The organism is Paenibacillus sp. NAIST15-1 (assembly GCF_001894745.1).
Lineage (GTDB): Bacteria > Bacillota > Bacilli > Paenibacillales > Paenibacillaceae > Paenibacillus_B > Paenibacillus_B suaedae.
Map to the genome: position 1 here is coordinate 1 of NZ_BBYF01000013.1, position 19,921 is coordinate 19,921.

Below are 19,921 nucleotides of genomic sequence, written 5' to 3' on the forward strand. Positions count from 1 at the left end.
AAAAGAAAGAATTAGTTTCTATGTGTCCAAATTTATGGGGTTAATCCGGATTATTCAATAATAAATAGTGCACTTGTTAGACCAGCTCCATTTGTAAATAAAATGATTCAACCTGCCATCCGGTTAACTTATGGGCTAATAAAAAATCGAACTTTCTCGAAGCTTCAAGCCAAACAGTTATACATTGGTGAGGAAATGTTTGAAACCTATTATAAAGAAACCAGTAACATGGATATGAACCTTCTTATTCAGATTTTAGAAGAAAACATGTCTTTTCGTATACCAACAGATTTCAGCAAGTCTACATCAAAGATTTTAATTACGGTTGGGGAAAAAGAGAAGAAAATGATGAGGAAATCCTTATTAGACATCGTAGATAACACAATCCATTGTAAAGGCGTTATCATACCTAATGTTGGTCATGGAGTATCTCTTGCCCAACCTGAGTTATTTAACAAGCTTGTTGAAGCCTGGATTCATGACCGAGAATTACCGTATGGACTTACCCTCGTAAGGTAATGGATTGACATCCGGAGAAAGGTTTGCTTACTCAAAGAAAGGTTGGCGCTAAAATTGCGGATATGGTTTTTATCAGGCTTTTATTACAGTAACGAGTTAATCTTTACGAGTGTATATAAGGAGAGACAAAATTGATAATTTGTTTTTACGATAATTCCGAGATTAAGGACGAACCAATTATTAATATTGATCGTGTATATTGTTTGGATTTTGAGAAATTCACTAACGATTCATGGGATAGATTGGCTGAAATTTATTCTTTGCTCCCATCTCAAATAATTATGAATCATATTGGTCAGCCATGTTGGTTTGGTGAAGAAGGTAAAACTGACTTCTTTCTATGGGCATCAGTAGAACCATCAGGGCTGCAGATTGCAGGGACTCTGAGATCAGGTGATTGGAACGAATGGGAAGGTAAATTTAATAAGTACATAGCTGTGTTTCCCTTTTTTGAATGTTAGCGATTACAGGAATCGATAGGAACTCGAAGAGAGTCATGGCCTCATCTAACACCATAGAGAAGACTATTTTTCCTTGAATGTCAGATGTATAATCATGGAAGGCGCCAACCACTTATAACACCATCTACGCAGCGAAATTTTCCAAGAACGTCATATCTATTATCAAGTAACGAATAAGGGGACGAGCGGATATGAAAGGAATTACGAATGAAAGATTCGCTGTTATAAGACGTTCCTTTCCATTTTATTTATGTGCTTTATATCTAATTTTAGAGGTCGTTACGATATGGCACTTAAGTAAAGGCGATCATCCAAAAGAAGTGAACTACTTTCAAATAACTGCTGATAACGGTGTTGTTCTTCATGTGCTGAAGACGGAGCCGAGTCGTATTTCGCTTCATAGCATAAACGACAACGTCGTGAAATCGGGAACCAATGGGATAAATGGTGGATTCTTTTGGGGAAATCAGTTGTTAAGCATCGCGGCTATGGATGGTATGCCCGTAAGCGGAAGTCCGAAAGAATACGGATCAGGCTGGTTTAATGTCAAATATGCTCGGGGAACCATCGTTTATGATCGGGTCACAAAAATAGTCGACGTGCAACGAGCTACAAGCGTCGATGATCTACATATCTCAGATGCTGCGAACTTCTGGGCTCAGGGTGGAATCAGTATGAATATAAAGGACGATAGCAACTGGTATAGAATTGCGGTTGAAGAAGAAGGGTTGCCGTTTCCCGATGACGAGCGCCTTCGCAGTGGTATGGTCTATGATAATTATGGGGAATTATACCTGGTTGTTACTTCTACCAAATGTACGGCAGAAAAATTTCGTACTGCGATTAAGGGAAGTATTGCCAATGGGGAGTTGAATGAGGCCATATTTCTAGACGGGGACGGGTCTTCACAACTACTCGCTGGTAACATCGAACTGAAGGGTGACGGCCGACCGGTGGTGCAGATGATCGCGGTAAATGGAGAATAACAAGAATAACACGATCAAGGCTATCGCCCTTTGATTGTAAGCTGTATAATCGTGGAAGGAATGATGACTTAGCCTAAGATAAGAGCATAGGCTGGGTCATTTCGTGTATATAAAAACATTAGACGAAAATTATCTGAAGCATGAAGGGAGATAAAGTGAAAATGAAATTGGATATTATATATGTACCATCGGTTTGGGGACTGAATTAAAACATAAACATTTCAGGAGATTCAAGTGGTTGGCATTTTGAGTCATTTTTGAATCGTTCTTGTATTCAGAATCTTAAAAGATGAAGGGATGACAATCCTATGGATTTTCTATGGTACGAGCTAGATGACATTTTACATGACAAGATTACGTTTGTTGTTATGATAGCAAAATATAAAAATGAACTAATTATAATTAGAAACAGGAATCGAGAAGTTTGGGAGCTTCCAGGAGGAAGAAGAGAAGAAGGAGAATTTATTATAGAAACAGCAAGCAGAGAATTGTATGAGGAAACAGGCTCCATAAAATTTGAATTATCACCATTAGGCATATATGCGTTTCATGATAGTTATGGGATGGCATTTTATGCAGAGGTAGAGGAAATAGATGAATTACCGGAATCAGAGATCGCTGAAATACGATTGATAAAATCATTACCCGAAGGACTGAACTATGGAGAAGTGTATTATAAGATGTATGAGAGACTAGATCTAGTAAGGAGAACAAATAAAGGATTGAAAACGTATAAAATCAATTACATGGATCGACCTGCTAAATATGAATTTTGAAAACAATTCAGAAAATATAATAATTCTTAAACACTTAGCTTCGTATTTCGAAGATCCATTTGGTGATATGTTGAATTTATTTGAGGGATTAGAAAAGCAAAAAATGCTTGTACATATTCATGGTGTTGTATATAGAAAGATTCTTCAGAATGAAGAATCATGTTGAATAATCAATCATTTGAAGGATGAATGCAGCATGGACACTTTAGGTATTTGGTCGTCAGGGAAATTTTTTTATGATTGTTTTGAGGACAGTGTAGTTGTTTTTACAGGGACGGATATTGGTTATATCGTGTTTTTCAACCTTATATGTGAGGATATTATCGTGTTTAAGCATCGAAAAGATGCTGATGGTGAGTATATAAGTACACGATTTGAATGTTCCTTCATGGACGGAGTACTTACGAAAATCGAAAGAGTGAAGCAAGAAGAGAAGTTTACATATAAGCAATATAAAGAAGAGATTTATACTGGGGAAGTTGTAGAAGTTATCGAATTTGATAAGCCAGTCATTATGGATGATTCTAGATTCGGTCTTGAAACCCGAGATTTAGAATCGTATCGTATATTACTAACAATTCAGCAAAGACTTCAGTTAATACCAGAAGAATATAGAGCTCTTTTATAGTAAAGTAAATGTAATCTAGGAACAGTGAGGACATAAAGATGACGAAGAAGCTATATTATGAATCCGCCTATATCCGGGAGTGGAAGACACAAATCACTCGCAGATTGGAGCGGGAGGATGGAACCTATCTGGTATTGAATGAGACAGCCTTTTATCCACACGGTGGGGGACAGCCCTGCGATCTGGGGTGGATCAATAAAATTCCAGTTCTTGATGTCGTTCTCGAGGAAGGGGAAATTCTGCACAAAGTCGAGCATTCTCCTGAGGTGGAAGAGGTCGACTGCCGCTTGCATTGGGATAGAAGGTTCGACCATATGCAGCAACATAGCGGTCAGCATCTGCTGTCAGCTATGTGTCTGGAAGCATGCCAGGCGGAGACGCTCAGCTTCCACCTAGGTGAGGATTATGCCACGATTGATGTTGCCCGACCTGATTTGCCGAAGGATCAGCTTATGATGTTGGAACTGGAGGTTAATGATCAGATTTACCTGAATCGCAAGGTCACGAATTATGTTGTGACTCAAGCGCAAGCTGCGGAGCTGCCGCTTGTGAAGCAGCCCAAGGTAACTGACGATATTCGGATCGTTGAAATCGAAGGTATCGAGTATAACGCTTGTGGCGGCACACACGTCTCAGCAACAGGTGAGATTGGAATGATCAAGCTGTTGAGAGCTGAGAAGCAGAAGGGGCATATGCGTATCTATTTTAAGTGTGGATACCGTGCGTTGAACGAATTTAATGCCGGTGTGGAGATTCTCGGTAGTCTAGCGGCCCGATTCAATACGGGAAAGGAAGAGATCTTGGATCGGATTGAAAAATGGGATCAGGAGCAGAAGCAGCTGCAAGCTGAATTGAATGCGGTGAAGGCTGAGAATGATGCTTATCTGGCTGAGAAGCTGTTGGCAGACCGTCAGGGGAGCTTAGTTAAGCATGTATTCACGGATAAGATGCTGAAGGACATGCAGAACTTGGCTGCTAAGCTCACCGAACAAGGTGACGTTATCGTGCTTTTCATGTCCAACTCTGATCATAAGGTACTGCTCGCCCGAGGAGGAGAGGATGGTCTTGCCTGCGGTGCCTTCTTCAAACAGCATTTGGCCGATTATCGGGGCAAAGGCGGAGGCAGCGACAAGATGGCACAGGCCGGATTTGCTACTCGAGAGGATGCAGAGGCATTTTATCAATTTGCAGCAGAGTCATTATAAGGGAAATAGATTTGTTTAAAACAGACAACACGCGGCCCAGCCTAAGATACCAGCTATCTAAAGCTGGGTTGCGACGTATTTACACCTGTCATCGAGGGCATTGACTAGCAAATACATAAAATGTTCAGGCCAATGAAAAGGGACGATCAAATTGAAAATAGTAAAATTAGAGATATTGTTGTTATCTATGCTTTTTCTGCTGGTTGGCTGTACGACAAATGTCGAGCAAGAATTAACGAAAGAAGAAGCGATTCGATTGGCCATAGAAGGCGAAAACCAGTTATCGACGATTGTTGTATTTGGCCAGATGGATCGTAACAAAGCGTTAGATCCCGGGTGTGATAGCTTTCAATCAGAAGATCACTACTTTACTTATATTTGTGATGCAACAACTGAAGTGGACATTAGAAACAAGCTTGATCCATTTTACACTCCGAAGTACATTGAAGAAATCATGGGAGATTTCCGTATACAACATGATACAAACGGAGTTCTGGCGGAATTATTCGACGGAGGTTACTCCCAACAATCAAAGGATTCTATACGCAATGTTACCATCGAACAGAATGGGAACAGAACAAAGGCAATTCTTGATATGTATGTAGGCTTAGACGGAGAAAGAGACGTTAAAACTTCAAAAGTAGAATATGAATATATACAAAACGCAGGCTGGAGGATTGCATCGAACGGTTTATTATTCTCAGAAATGAAGCAATAATAGGGCAGAAAACACCCATCATGTTTTTGATCATACAATCGAAAGCTCTAGTTAAGAGGATGGTTAATGTCTTAAAACCATTGTCCCCCAAGAGCTCTTCATTACGAACATGAGGTTTGCAAGTGGATGGCAGATCGATCGCCTAACACAATATTCGCATGCGGGCAATGCGGCCCTTGATCTCTAGCAGATGTTTCGTAGAAGCCTTCATCAAGAGATACGTACATTACCCTGTGCCGGTGATTTGAAGATTAAATATCGTTAAGCTTGAACATAAATGTCGGCGGCTCGTGCCTTTAAGGTACGGGCTTTCTTTGTGTTACTTTCGTTTTTCTGGAGTGAAGCTGTTCATAACTCATATTTTGGATTGGTGGATGCACATTTTGGGTATAGATCATAAACTTTACAATTATGTCAAAAAAACAACAATTCGTATTGTGTTACAAAAAATTAACGGATTTCGACATGATTCTTAATAATTCCTTTATATAATTACAAAAGGTACCATTTGTCGCCACGATTAGGGCGACAAGGTGCCAGCAAATTGAAGGGAAGGAAGTGGTGACGTCCGTCTTGAATAGAGCGTCATTGATTATGAATTCAATAACTGTACTGTACGGATGTGAGGAAACAGAGTATGGGAACATGTAAAAAATCATATTCGGAAAGGGATGGTTTACTTGTCAAGTAAAACGTTTATCAAAACAATTCCGTTGTCAAAGGGACAAATCCCGCTTTTATCGCATGATTCGATGTATCCAAACAACACTTGCTACAATGAATCGTTTGCGTGGCATATTTATTCAAAGCTGGATATAGAAACTGTACAAAATGCTTTTATTGAATTCGTAAAACGTCATGAATGTTACCGAACTGTCTTTATAATGGAAGAAGAGCATGTGCAAAAAGTGTATAGCGAACCAGTTCTCGATTTCAAGTCAATCGCAGTAGGGGATTGGGGAGAGTCGGCAGTTAACCAGTACCTGTTGGCAGAGTCTCAGGAGAGTTTTGACCTGAGCAATGGGCCATTGTTTAAAGTCAGGTTGCTGTGTTTTAGCGAGGAACATTATGTGCTGTACATCATACTCCATCATATTGTTTTTGACGGCTGGTCTTTATCTCTGATATTAGATGAGTTTGGTTTATTGTATAAACGTTTATATAACGGAGATCTGCAAGAGAATACCCAACTGCAATGCGTGGAGTTCTCGTATTCGGATTTTGTCAGTTGGCAGGAAAGCCTGTTACAGAGCGAAGCCGGGCAAACATCAGCGCAGTTCTGGAAACATAAACTATCAGGCGAACTTCCTGTGCTGGAACTGCCAGTTGATAAGAAGCGTCCGCCTGTTCCTGCTTTTGCCGGGGGATTGGCGCCTTTTGCCTTGCAGGCGAAAACGAGCGAGAAGCTGTCTGCATTTTGCAATAAAGAAGACAAGTCTTTGAATCGCGTGTTATTAGCTCTCTACTCTGCTTTTTTACATCGGTTATCGGGGCAAAACGAAATTATCGTTGGAACGCCCAGATACGGTAGAAAAAATCGAGATTTCCATCATTCTTGTGGTTACTTTGTGAATTTACTTCCGATTCGGATGCGTTTTAGTGAAAATGACTCTTTTAAACAATTGCTTCTGCAAGTACAAGAAGAATTAACGGATTGTACCAATCATCAGGATTATCCCTTCTCGCTTATGGTTAGCGAAAACAGTCTTCAGCGTGATATGAGTATTCCAGCAGTTTTCCAAGCGGGGTTTGTACTGCAAAAAGCTTGCAAACAAGATGCGGCTATTTTTCTGGGCAATGCTACAAATGTTTTCGATTTGCACGGGTTAAAGCTCGCTCCGTTTCCTTTGGAAAAGAAGGTCTCCAAATTCGATCTGACTTTATTTGTTGAACAGGAAAGTAATGGAACGATTGCAGCGAATTTTGAATATAATAAAGATATTTTTCATGAAGATTCAATTCAAAGATGGATTCGTCATTTTGATCATTTTATTCATACGGTGCTGGATAATGCTGAAGAAAGAATGGCTGACATTCGTCTTTTATCTCAGGATGAGGAGCAGCAGCAACTGGTGGCATGGAACCGGACGAAGACGGCGTATCCACGGGATCAGGTGATTCAGGAGCTGTTCGAGGAGCAGGCGGCGGCACGGCCGGAAGCGGTGGCAGTCGTTGACGAAGCCCGCCAGCTGACGTATGGGGAACTGAATGCGCGGGCCAACCAACTGGCGCACTGTTTGCGAAAGAAGGGTGTGAAGCCGGAGACGCTGGTTGGAATCTGCATGGAACGCTCGGCGGATCTAATCGTCGGGATCATGGGGATCTTGAAAGCCGGGGGCGCATATGTGCCGATGGATCCGTCGTATCCGCAGCAGCGCTTGACTTACATGACTCACGATGCGGGGATTGAGTTAATGGTAACCCTGAACGAGGCAAGCGGATGGGTGCCGGAGCCTATCACGCGCATCTGTCTGGACAGCGCTGCCGATCAGAAAATGCTGTCACAGGAGAGCGATCGGAATCCGCCGGTCATGACGACATCGCAAAATGCAGCTTACGTCATGTATACGTCAGGATCTACTGGAAACCCGAAAGGCGTCGTTGTGGAGCAGCGCAACGTGGTTCGTCTGGTGAAAGAAGCGGGCTACATCCCTTTCAGCGCCGAAGATAGAATGGCTCAAACCGGTGCGATCGGGTTCGATGCCAGCACGTTTGAAGTGTTCGGCGCGCTGCTGAACGGAGGATCGCTGTATCCTATCCCAAGGGAAACGTTGCTGGATGCGCCCGCGCTGGCGGCGTTTGTACATCGTCATCAGTTGACGACGATGTGGTTGACATCTCCATTGTTCAACCAGCTCGTTCAAAAAGACGCTGCTATGTTCGCGGGTCTTCAGCATCTCATCATCGGCGGGGATGCGCTGTCGCCGGTTCATGTCAATCAGGTGCTGCGTTCTTCTCCTGAATTGTCGCTGTGGAACGGGTACGGTCCGACCGAGAATACGACGTTCTCAACTTGTTTCTTGATTGACCGTGCGTATGAGGAACAGATCCCTATCGGTAAACCGATCGGCAACTCGACGGCGTATGTGGTCAATCAGCACAATCACTTAAATCCTGTCGGCGTACCGGGAGAGCTTTGTCTGGGCGGAGACGGCGTTGCGCGCGGGTATTTGAACCAGCCTGACATGACAGCGGACAAATTCGTGTCCAATCCGTTCGTTGCGGGAGAGCGCATGTACCGGACAGGGGATTGGGTGAAGCGGATGCCCGATGGAAATCTGGTTTATTTAGGGCGGATGGACAAACAGGTGAAAATCAGAGGATTCCGGATCGAAGTTGGTGAGATTGAGGCGATTCTCAACCAACATCCGACTCTGCGACAGGCGACCGTCGTCGTGCGGGAAGACAGGCCGGGGGAAAAGCAACTGGCGGCATATCTGGTCGGAGAAGGCAGCACGCAGGAATGGCGGGCATACTTGAGCGAGCGATTGCCAAGCTATATGGTGCCAACATTTTTTGTGCAACTTGATAGTTTACCGATAACGCCGAACGGGAAAATCGATACGAGGGCGCTGCCGATTCCGACAGTGTCGTCGCAAGAGGACTATGCGGCGCCGCAAACTCCGGCGGAGGAGCTTGTTTCCGCGGTATGGAGCCAACTGCTTGGCGTGGAGAGGATCGGTATCTATGATTCCTTCTTTGATTTGGGAGGCCACTCGCTGCTGGCGACGCAAGCGGTTTCGCGTCTGCGCGAGGTGTTCGGCGTGGAGGTGGCGGTGCGCGACCTGTTCCAACACCCGACGATCGAAGGCTTATCCCGCCGATTAACGCTGTTAGCTCAAGGGGGAGAAGGGGCGAAGCGACCGCCGATTCAAGCGGTGGAACGAGGCGTAAATATGCCAGCATCGTATGCCCAGCAGCGGCTCTGGTTCCTCGATCAACTGGAACCGAACAGTCCGCTGTACAATATTCCATGCGCATGGCGGTTACAGGGAGCCTGGAAGCTGGACGCGTTGGAACAAGCCTACCATGCGCTGATTCAGCGTCATGAAGCGCTTCGCACTGTCATTGGCGAGGCGAACGGCGAGCCGGTGCAGATCATTCGCGAACATCAGCCTGAGCGTCTGCCTGTGACGGATCTTCGTCATCTGGCAAGCGAGGACAGGGAGCGCGAGCTGAAATCGCATATGCAAGCGGAGGCAGACAAGCCGTTCCAACTGGCTGAGGGACCGTTAATCCGGGCGCAGGCCATCGCGATGGGAGAGAACGATTGGGTGCTGCTGTGCACGCTGCACCATATCATATTTGACGGATGGTCGCTGGACATATTCGTTCGGGAATGGCTTGCACTATATGAGGCGTTTGCAGGAGGGCAGCCAGCGGCATTGGCACCGCTATCGTTGCAATATGCCGACTACGCGCATTGGCAGCGGAGCTGGATGAGCGAAGACGTGATGAACCGTCAGTTGGCGTACTGGGAGGAAGAGCTGGGCGGGGAGCTGCCTGTGCTGCAGCTGCCGACGGATCGTCCGCGTCCGGCGCAGCAAAGCTACCGGGGAGAGCGGTATGAAACTGATCTTCCGGCCGCTTTGCTCGTCAAGCTAAAAGCGCTCAGCCGTCAAGAGGGAGCGACGTTATTCATGACGCTGCTCGCCGCCTACCAAGGATTCCTCTCCCGCTATACGGGACAGACGGATATCACCGTCGGCAGTCCGATTGCGAACCGGCATTACGGGGAAATCGAGGAGATGATCGGATTTTTTGTCAACACCCTTGTGTACCGTGCAGATGTGTCAGCCAATCCGAGCTTCCGGGAGTTGATATCGCAAGTGCGCGGGAAAGCATGGAAAGCGCAGGAGCATCAGGACATCCCGTTTGAGAAGATCGTGGCGGCGCTGCAGCCGGAGCGGTCGGCGAGCTATTCGCCATTGTTTCAGACGATGTTTACGCTGCAAAGCCGTCCGAGCGAGCTGCCGATGAACTCGGAACGCCGGATGGACACGATAAGCAGCTTTATGTCGGTCGCGAAGTTCGACTTGACGGTAGGTGTGCAAGAAGTCGAAGAGGGGATGCGCGTCAGCTTCGAATACAGCACGGACTTGTTCGACGCGTCAACCATCGAGCGGATGGCGGCACACTTCGAGCGATGGCTGCATGAAGTGGCGGAGTATCCGGAGCGATCGATAGGCCAGATGCAGTTGATTAGCGAAGCAGAAACGAAGCAGCAACTGGAGATATGGAACCGGACGGAGACGGCGTATCCACGGGATCAGGTGATTCAGGAGCTGTTCGAGGAGCAGGTGGCGGCAAGGCCGGAAGCGGTGGCTGTTGTTGACGGAGACCGCCAGCTGACGTATGGGGAACTGAATGCGCGGGCTAACCAACTGGCGCGCTGCTTGCAAAAAAAAGGCGTGAAGCCGGAGACGCTGGTTGGAATCTGCTTGGAACGCTCGGCGGATCTGATCGTCGGGATCCTGGGGATCCTGAAAGCCGGGGGCGCGTATGTGCCGATGGATCCGTCGTATCCGAAGCAGCGTCTGACTTACATGGCCCACGATGCAGGAATTGAGTTTCTGGTGACCCAGAGCGAGGCAAGCGGATGGGTGCCGGAGCCGATCACGCGCATCTGTCTGGACAGAGCTGCGGATCAAGAGATGCTGTCACAGGAGAGCGATTGGAATCCGCCGGCCATGACGACACCGCAAAACGCAGCTTACGTCATGTATACGTCAGGATCTACCGGAAACCCGAAAGGCGTCGTTGTGGAGCAGCGCAACGTGGTTCGTCTGGTGAAACAAGCGGGCTACATCCCTTTCAGCGCCGAAGATAGAATGGCTCAAACCGGTGCGATCGGGTTCGATGCCAGCACGTTTGAAGTGTTCGGCGCGCTGCTAAACGGAGGATCGCTGTATCCTATCCCAAGGGAAACGTTGCTGGATGCGCCCGCGCTGGCGGCGTTTGTACATCGTCATCAGTTGACGACGATGTGGCTGACATCTCCATTGTTCAACCAGCTTGTTCAAAAAGACGCTGCCCTGTTCGCAGGTCTTCAGCATCTCATCATCGGCGGGGACGCATTGTCGCCGGTTCATGTCAATCAGGTGCTGCGTTCTTCTCCTGAATTGTCGCTGTGGAACGGGTACGGTCCGACCGAGAATACGACGTTCTCCACGTGTTTCTTGATTGACCGTGACCGTGCGTATGAGGAACAGATCCCTATCGGTAAACCGATAGGCAACTCGACGGCGTATGTGGTCAATCAGCACAATCACTTGAATCCTGTCGGCGTGCCGGGGGAGCTTTGTCTGGGCGGAGACGGCGTGGCACGCGGGTATTTGAACCAGCCTGACCTGACAGCAGACAAATTCGTATCCAATCCGTTCGTTGCGGGAGAGCGCATGTACCGGACAGGGGATTGGGTAAAGTGGATGCCCGATGGGAATCTGGTTTATTTAGGGCGGATGGACAAACAGGTAAAAATCAGAGGATTCCGGATCGAAGTCGGGGAGATCGAAACGGTGCTCAGCCAGCACCCGACTCTGCGGCAGGCATCCGTCGTCGTGCGGGAAGACAGGCCCGGGGAAAAGCAGCTGGCGGCGTATCTGGTCGGCGAAGGCAGCGCGCAGGAATGGCGGACATACTTGACCGAGCGATTGCCAAGCTATATGGTGCCGACGTATTTTGTGCAACTGGACAGTTTGCCGTTAACGCCGAACGGGAAGATCGATACGAGGGCACTACCGATTCCGACAGTGTCGTCGTGGAATCAAGAGGGCTATGCAGCGCCACAAACGCCAGCGGAGGAGCTCGTTGCGGCGGTATGGAGCCAGCTGCTTGGTGTGGAGAGGATCGGTAGCTATGATTCCTTCTTTGATTTGGGAGGCCACTCGCTGCTGGCGACGCAGGCAGTTTCGCGTCTGCGCGAGGTGTTCGGCGTGGAGGTGGCAGTGCGCGACCTGTTCCAATACCCGACGATCGAGAGCTTATCCCGTCGATTAACGCTGTTAGCGCAAGGTGGAGAAGGGGAGAAGCGTCCGCCGATTCAAGCGGTGGAACGAGGCGTGCATATGCCGGCATCGTATGCCCAGCAGCGGCTCTGGTTCCTCGATCAACTGGAACCGAACAGTCCGCTGTACAATATTCCATGCGCATGGCGGTTGCAGGGAGCCTGGAAGCTGGATGCGTTGGAACAAGCCTACGATGCGCTGATCCAGCGTCATGAAGTGCTGCGTACTGTCATTGGCGAGGCGAACGGCGAGCCGGTGCAGATTATTCGTAAACACCAGCCCGAGCGTCTGCCTGTGACGAACCTTCGCCATCTGGCAAGCGAGGACAGAGAGCGCGAGATGAAGTCGCTCATGCAAGCGGAGGCAGACAAACCGTTCCAACTGGCTGAGGGGCCGTTAATCCGGGCACAGGCCATCGCGATGGGAGAGAACGATTGGGTGCTGATGTGCACGCTGCACCATATTATATTTGACGGATGGTCGTTGGACATTTTTGTACGGGAATGGCTCGCGCTGTATGAGGCGTTTGCGGAAGGGCAGCCAGCGGAGTTGGCACCGCTATCTTTGCAATATGCCGACTACGCGCATTGGCAGCGGAACTGGCTGAGCGAAGACGTGATGAACCGTCAGTTGGCGTACTGGGAGGAAGAACTGGGCGGGGAACTGCCTGTGCTGCAACTGCCGACGGATCGTCCGCGTCCAGCGCAGCAAAGCTACCGGGGAGAGCGGTATGAAGCGGATCTTCCGGCCGATTTGCTCATCAAGCTAAAAGCGCTCAGTCGTCAAGAGGGAGCAACGTTATTCATGACGCTGCTCGCCGCCTACCAAGGTTTCCTCTCCCGCTATACGGGACAGACGGATATCGCCGTCGGCAGTCCGATTGCGAACAGGCATTACGGGGAAATCGAGGGGATGATCGGATTCTTTGTCAACACCCTTGTGCACCGTGCGGATGTGTCGGCCAATCCGAGCTTCCGTGAGTTGGTGTCGCAAGTTCGCGGGAAATCATGGAAAGCGCAGGAGCATCAGGACATCCCGTTTGAGAAGATCGTGGCGGCACTGCAGCCGGAGCGGTCGGCGAGCTATGCGCCATTGTTTCAGACGATGTTTACGCTGCAAAACCGTCCGAGCGAGCTGCCGGTGGACTCGGAATGCCGGATGGATACGATAAGCAGCTTTATGTCGGTCGCGAAGTTCGACTTGACGGTAGGCGTGCAAGAAGTCGAAGAGGGGATGCGCGTCGGCTTCGAATACAGCACGGACTTGTTCGACGCGTCAACCATCGAGCGGATGGCGGCACACTTCGAGCGATGGCTGCATGAAGTGGCGGAGCATCCAGAGCGATCGATAGGCCAGATGCAGTTGATTAGCGAAGCAGAAACGAAGCAGCAACTGGAGATATGGAACCGGACGGAGACGGCGTATCCACGGGATCCGGTAATTCAGGAACTGTTCGAGGAGCAGGCGGCGGCACAGCCGGAGGCGGTGGCAGTCGTTGACGAGGATCGCCAGCTGACGTATGGGGAACTGAATGCGCGGGCGAACCAACTGGCGCACTACTTGCGGAAGAAAGGCGTGAAGCCAGAGACGCTGGTCGGGATCTGCATGGAACGCTCGGCGGATCTGATCGTCGGGATCCTGGGGATCTTAAAAGCCGGGGGTGCGTATGTGCCGATGGATCCGTCGTATCCGCAGCAGCGTCTGACTTACATGGTCCACGATGCAGGAATTGAGTTGATGGTGACCCAGAGCGAGGCAAGCGGATGGGTGCCGGAGCCGATTACGCGCATCTGTCTGGACAGCGCTGCGGATCAGGAGATGCTGTCACAGGAGAGCGACCGGAATCCGTCAATCGCCACGACGCCGCACAACATGGCCTATCTGATTTACACCTCAGGAACTACAGGGAATCCGAAAGGGGTTATGGTCGAACATCACACACTGATCAACATGGTGTTCTGGCATCAGCAATTTTATCAAGTAACGGAACAGGATCGTGTGAGTCAAATAGCAAGCATCGCATTTGATGCTGCAGTTGCAGAAATATGGCCCTGCTTGAGCAGAGGCGCCAGTTTGTATGTGTGCAAGGAAAGCGTAAGAACGGATCCTGAAGCGTTGCAGGATTGGGTCGTTGACCAGCAAATTACGATCAGTTTTATGCCAACGCAGATGGCCGAAATCATGATTCATCTGCCCTGGCCGTCGCATACATCGTTACGCTGTTTGCTGACGGGGGGGGATATGCTGCGGCAGTCTCCGCCAGCTTCATTGCCTTTTGCACTCATCAACAACTACGGTCCTACAGAGTGTACAGTCGTGGCTACAGCAACAGAGGTCAGCCCTTTGCAGGAGGGCGTACCGCCGATTGGAGGGCCAATAGCGAATACGAAGTTATACGTATTGGATCGCCATCAACAACCTGTACCAATCGGTGTCGTCGGGGAGCTGTACATTGGCGGGGCAGGGGTTACCCGTGGATACTTGAATCGTCCAGAGCTGACGGAGGAGCGATTCCTTCCGGATCCTTTCAGCGGTGAGTCTGGAGCGAGAATGTACAGAACGGGAGATGCTGTAAAGTATCAGCCGGACGGCAACCTGATCTATGTAAGCAGGATCGACGACCAGGTGAAAATCAGAGGATTCCGGATTGAGCTCGGAGAGATTGAAATGGTGCTAAGTCAGTTGCCGACGATCAAGCAAGCTGTCGTCATCGTGCGGGAAGATAGGCCAGGGGAAAAGCAACTGGCGGCGTATCTGGTCGGAGAAGGCAGCGCACAGGAATGGCGGACATACTTGAGCGAGCGCTTGCCAAGCTATATGGTGCCGACGTATTTTGTACAACTGGACAGTTTGCCGTTAACGCCGAACGGGAAGATAGATACGCGGGCACTGCCGATCCCGACAGTGTCGTCGCAAGAGGGCTATGCGGCGCCGCAAACGCCAGGAGAGGAGCTCGTATCGGCGGTATGGGGCCAACTGCTTGGTGTGGAGAGGTTCGGTATCTATGATTCCTTCTTTGATTTGGGAGGCCACTCGCTGCTGGCGGCGCAGGCGGTTTCGCGTCTGCGCGAGGTGTTCGGCGTGGAGGTGGCAGTGCGCGACCTGTTCCAATACCCGACGATCGAGAGCTTATCCCGCCAATTAACGCTGTTAGCGCAAGGTGGAGAAGGGGAGAAGCGTCCGCCGATTCAAGCGGTGGAACGAGGCGTGCATATGCCGGTATCGTATGCCCAGCAGCGGCTCTGGTTCCTCGATCAACTGGAACCGAACAGTCCGCTGTACAATATTCCATGCGCATGGCGATTGCAGGGAGCCTGGAAGCTGGATGCGTTGGAACAAGCCTACGATGCGCTGATCCAGCGTCATGAAGTGCTGCGCACCGTCATTGGCGAGGCGAACGGCGAGCCGGTACAGATCATTCGCGAACACCAGCCTGAGCGTCTGCCTATGACGGACCTTCGCCATCTGGCAAGCGAGGACAGAGAGCGCGAGATGAAGTCGCTCATGCAAGCGGAGGCAGACAAACCGTTCCAACTGGCTGAGGGGCCGTTAATCCGGACGCAGGCCATCGCGATGGGAGAGAACGATTGGGTGCTGCTGTGCACGCTGCACCATATCATCTTTGACGGATGGTCGCTGGACATTTTCGTCCGGGAGTGGCTCGCACTATATGAGGCGTTTGCGGGAGGGCAGCCAGCGGCATTGGCACCGCTATCTTTGCAATATGCCGACTACGCGCATTGGCAGCGGAACTGGCTGAGCGAAGACGTGATGAACCGTCAGTTGGCGTACTGGGAGGAAGAGCTAGGCGGGGAACTGCCAGTGCTGCAGCTGCCGACGGATCGTCCGCGTCCAGCGCAGCAAAGCTATCGGGGAGAGCTGTATGAAGTGGATCTTCCAGCCGCTTTGCTCGTCAAGTTAAAAGCGCTCAGTCGTCAAGAGGGAGCGACGTTATTCATGACACTGCTCGCCGCCTACCAAGGTTTCCTCTCCCGCTATACGGGACAGACAGATATCGCCGTCGGCAGTCCGATTGCGAACCGGCATTACGAGGAAATTGAGGGGATGATAGGATTCTTTGTCAACACCTTGGTGTACCGTGCGGATGTGTCGGCCAATCCGAGCTTCCGGGAGTTGGTGTCGCAAGTGCGCGGGAAAGCATGGAAAGCGCAGGAGCATCAGGACATCCCGTTCGAGAAGATCGTGGCGGCGCTGCAGCCGGAGCGGTCGGCGAGCTATGCGCCATTGTTTCAGACGGTATTTACGCTTCAAAGCCGTCCGAGCGAGCTGCCAATGGACTTGGAACGCCGGATGGATACGATAAGCAGCTTTATGTCGGTCTCGAAGTTCGACTTGACGGTAGGCGTGCAAGAAGCCGAAGAGGGTATGCGCGTCAGCTTCGAATACAGCACGGACTTATTCGACGCGTCAACCATCGAGCGGATGGCGGTACACTTCGAGCGATGGCTGCATGAAGTGGCGGAGCATCCAGAGCGATCGATAGGCCAGATGCAGTTGATTAGCGAAGCAGAAACGAAGCAGCAACTGGAGATATGGAACCGGACGGAGACGGCGTATCCACGGGATCCGGTAATTCAGGAGCTGTTCGAGGAGCAGGCGGCAGCACGGCCGGAAGCGGTGGCAGTCGTTGACGAAGACCGCCAGCTGACGTATGGGGAACTGAATGCGCGGGCGAACCAACTGGCGCACTACTTGCGGAAGAAAGGCGTGAAGCCGGAGACGCTGGTTGGGATCTGCATGGAACGCTCGGCGGACCTGATCGTCGGGATCCTGGGGATCTTAAAAGCTGGTGGCGCGTATGTGCCGATGGATCCGTCGTATCCGCAGCAGCGCTTGACTTACATGACCCAGGATGCGGGAATTGAGTTGATGGTGACCCAGAGTGAGACAAGCGGTTGGGTGCCGGAGCCGATCACGCGCATCTGTCTGGACAGCGCTGCCGATCAGGAGATGCTGTCACAGGAGAGCGACCGGAATCCGTCAATCGCCACGACGCCGCACAACATGGCCTATCTGATTTACACCTCAGGAACTACAGGGAATCCGAAAGGGGTTATGGTCGAGCATCACACACTGATCAATATGGTGTTCTGGCACCAGCAATTTTTCCAAGTTACGGAGCAAGATCGTGCGAGTCAAATAGCAAGCATCGCATTTGATGCCGCAGTGGCAGAAATATGGCCCTATCTGAGCAGAGGCGCTAGTTTGCATGTGTGCAAGGAAAGCGTAAGAACGGATCCTGCAGCGTTGCAGAATTGGGTCGTTGACCAGCAAATTACGATCGGTTTTATGCCAACGCAGATGGCCGAAATCATGATTCATCTGCCCTGGCCGTCGCATACATCGTTACGCTGTTTGCTGACGGCGGGGGATATGCTGCGGCAGTCGCCGCCAGCTTCATTGCCTTTTGTACTCATCAACAACTACGGCCCTACAGAGTGTACAGTCGTGGCTACAGCAACAGAGGTCAGCCCCTTGCAGGAGGGCATACCGCCAATTGGAGGACCAATAGCGAATACGAAGTTATACGTGTTGGATCCACATCAACAACCTGTACCAATCGGTGTCGTCGGGGAGCTGTACATTGGCGGGGCAGGGGTCACTCGTGGATACTTGAATCGTCCAGAGCTGACAGAGGAGCGATTCCTTCCGGATCCTTTCAGCGGTGAGTATGGAGCGAAAATGTACAGAACGGGAGATGCTGTAAAGTACCAGCCGGACGGCAACCTGATCTATGTAAGCAGGATCGACGACCAGGTGAAAATCAGAGGATTTCGGATTGAGCTCGGAGAGATTGAAATGGTGCTAAGTCAGTTGCCGGCGATCAAGCATGCTGTCGTCATCGTGCGGGAAGATAGGCCAGGGGAAAAGCAACTGGCGGCGTATCTGGTCGGAGAAGGCAGCGCACAGGAATGGCGGACATACTTGAGCGAGCGATTGCCAAGCTATATGGTTCCGACGTATTTTGTGCAACTGGACAGTTTGCCGTTAACGCCGAACGGGAAAATCGATACGAAATCTCTCCCGAAAATCGACAGTGTACTGCAAACATCTGCAAGTTATATCGCGCCTCGTCATGCAACAGAGAGAAAACTTGTACAGATTTGGTCAAGCGTGTTAGGGATGAAGGAAACTTCAATTGGCGTCCACGATTCCTTCTTTGACTTAGGCGGGCACTCCATGAAAATTATGGAGGCATTGGCAAAAGGGCTGACAGAAGGATGGCATGTAACGGTTAAGGATTACTACGATCTGCAAACCATACAAAAAATCGCGCAAAAGATTGACCATGGTTCAAAAAAATACTTGCATTCCGATACATCTAGGCTGCAATTTCTCAAGCCTCCGAAGAAAGACATCGCTCATGCAACCTACGACCCTATCGGTAATGTATTGCTTACAGGGGTCACGGGTTACCTGGGCATACATTTACTTGCGGAGCTGCTGGATGGAACCAATAGCAGAGTATATTGTTTGATTCGGGGAAGAGACCCACGGAATCGGTTGTTGGAACAGATTTCCTTTTACTTTCATGACAAGTTTGAAAAGTATAAAGTTATGCTAAGCAGCCGGGTTGTTATCGTAAAGGGGGATTTATCTGAGAAACAATTCGGCCTAAGCGATGCTGAATATGCTCAACTTGACAGTACGATCAGTAGTGTCATCCATTCTGCCGCGTTGACCAAACACTTCGGTAATTACGCTGATTTTGAAAAAGCGAATGTAACAACGCTTGAAGAGCTTATATCGTTCGTAGGGCGTAATAAAAGACTGCATTATATGTCCACGATGAGCGTATCAGGTCATATTACATTTGGGGAAGAGCAGCATGTATTTACCGAAAATGATTTTTACGTTCAACAAAATTATGAGGATAATGTGTATGTGAAAAGTAAATTTTGGGCGGAACATGCACTGTTCCAAGCGATCTCGAATGGGGTGGACGCTGCCATTTACCGGGTGGGCAATCTGACCAACCGGCACAGTGATGGGCAACATCAACATAATATCGCGGACAATGCATTTATGAGCCGCTTCAAATTTATGTTGCAACATGGGGTTGCATCGAACCAATTCATATCTAATGATATAGAGTTTACTCCTGTTGATGCGTGCAGCAGAGCCGTCGTTGCCTTAATAAAAGCAGATGCAAGCGCTGGGGAAAACTACGTTTTCCATGTGTACAATCATCACAAAGTTGGACTTGGCGAGGTCGTGCAATTGCTACACAAGTCGGGGCATGAGATTGCTTTGTTGGATGGTGCGGCGTTCCAGGATCTTATGCTTCGATTATCTCAGGATGATAAGCACATTCATGACATTCAAATGTTAATGGCAGCAGGAGAACAGCTTGAAGGCGATTATGCCATTGTCAAGCATGATTCGTTACAAACACAAATCGCCTTAAGCAAGGCCGGATTTTATTGGCCGAAAATTGATGCACTGTATATGCAAAAAATCGTGACCTACTTGCAAAATTCCGGATACTTACCAGTGAATGAGATGAGAAGCTTGATCCAGCACGTGTAGTGCTATGGCTGTGTAACTTGGTTTCGATCTCACATGATTCCAGGATTGACATCTAAACTGAGCATATATT

At 49.5% G+C, this 19,921-nt stretch carries 8 protein-coding genes; all 8 read left to right on the forward strand.

Annotated elements, in window-relative coordinates:
• Positions 1-228: 228 nt before the first annotated feature.
• The 8 genes from PBN151_RS22320 to PBN151_RS32045 all read left to right on the forward strand — a co-directional run bounded on the left by PBN151_RS22320 (position 229) and on the right by PBN151_RS32045 (position 19,851).
• The gene (locus tag PBN151_RS22320) at positions 229-519 is read left to right on the forward strand and encodes an alpha/beta fold hydrolase (RefSeq protein WP_227774954.1); all 291 of its coding nucleotides are present in this window, start codon (positions 229-231) and stop codon (positions 517-519) included.
• A gap of 131 nt (positions 520-650) precedes the next feature.
• Positions 651-980: a hypothetical protein gene (locus tag PBN151_RS22325; RefSeq protein WP_083545283.1), complete on the forward strand. Its 330-nt coding sequence runs from the start codon at positions 651-653 to the stop codon at positions 978-980.
• Positions 981-1,171: 191 nt separating this feature from the next.
• Complete coding sequence (locus PBN151_RS22330; RefSeq protein ID WP_072730747.1) at positions 1,172-1,966, forward strand: hypothetical protein; 795 nt, start codon at positions 1,172-1,174, stop codon at positions 1,964-1,966.
• 308 nt (positions 1,967-2,274) lie between these two features.
• A complete protein-coding gene (locus tag PBN151_RS22335; protein WP_072730748.1) occupies positions 2,275-2,742 on the forward strand; it encodes an NUDIX hydrolase in 468 nt (155 codons plus the stop codon).
• A 196-nt stretch (positions 2,743-2,938) separates the two neighbouring features.
• Positions 2,939-3,370, forward strand: a complete 432-nt coding sequence (locus tag PBN151_RS22340; protein ID WP_072730749.1) for a hypothetical protein — start codon at positions 2,939-2,941, stop codon at positions 3,368-3,370.
• Between the two features lie 38 nt (positions 3,371-3,408).
• The gene (locus PBN151_RS22345; RefSeq protein ID WP_072730750.1) at positions 3,409-4,575 is read left to right on the forward strand and encodes an alanyl-tRNA editing protein; all 1,167 of its coding nucleotides are present in this window, start codon (positions 3,409-3,411) and stop codon (positions 4,573-4,575) included.
• A gap of 151 nt (positions 4,576-4,726) precedes the next feature.
• On the forward strand, positions 4,727-5,293 hold the full coding sequence (locus PBN151_RS22350; protein ID WP_139295403.1) for a hypothetical protein: 567 nt from the start codon (positions 4,727-4,729) through the stop codon (positions 5,291-5,293).
• 752 nt (positions 5,294-6,045) lie between these two features.
• Entirely contained in the window at positions 6,046-19,851 is a 13,806-nt protein-coding gene (locus PBN151_RS32045) for an amino acid adenylation domain-containing protein (protein WP_370510448.1), read from the forward strand.
• The last annotated feature ends 70 nt before the right edge of the window (positions 19,852-19,921 follow it).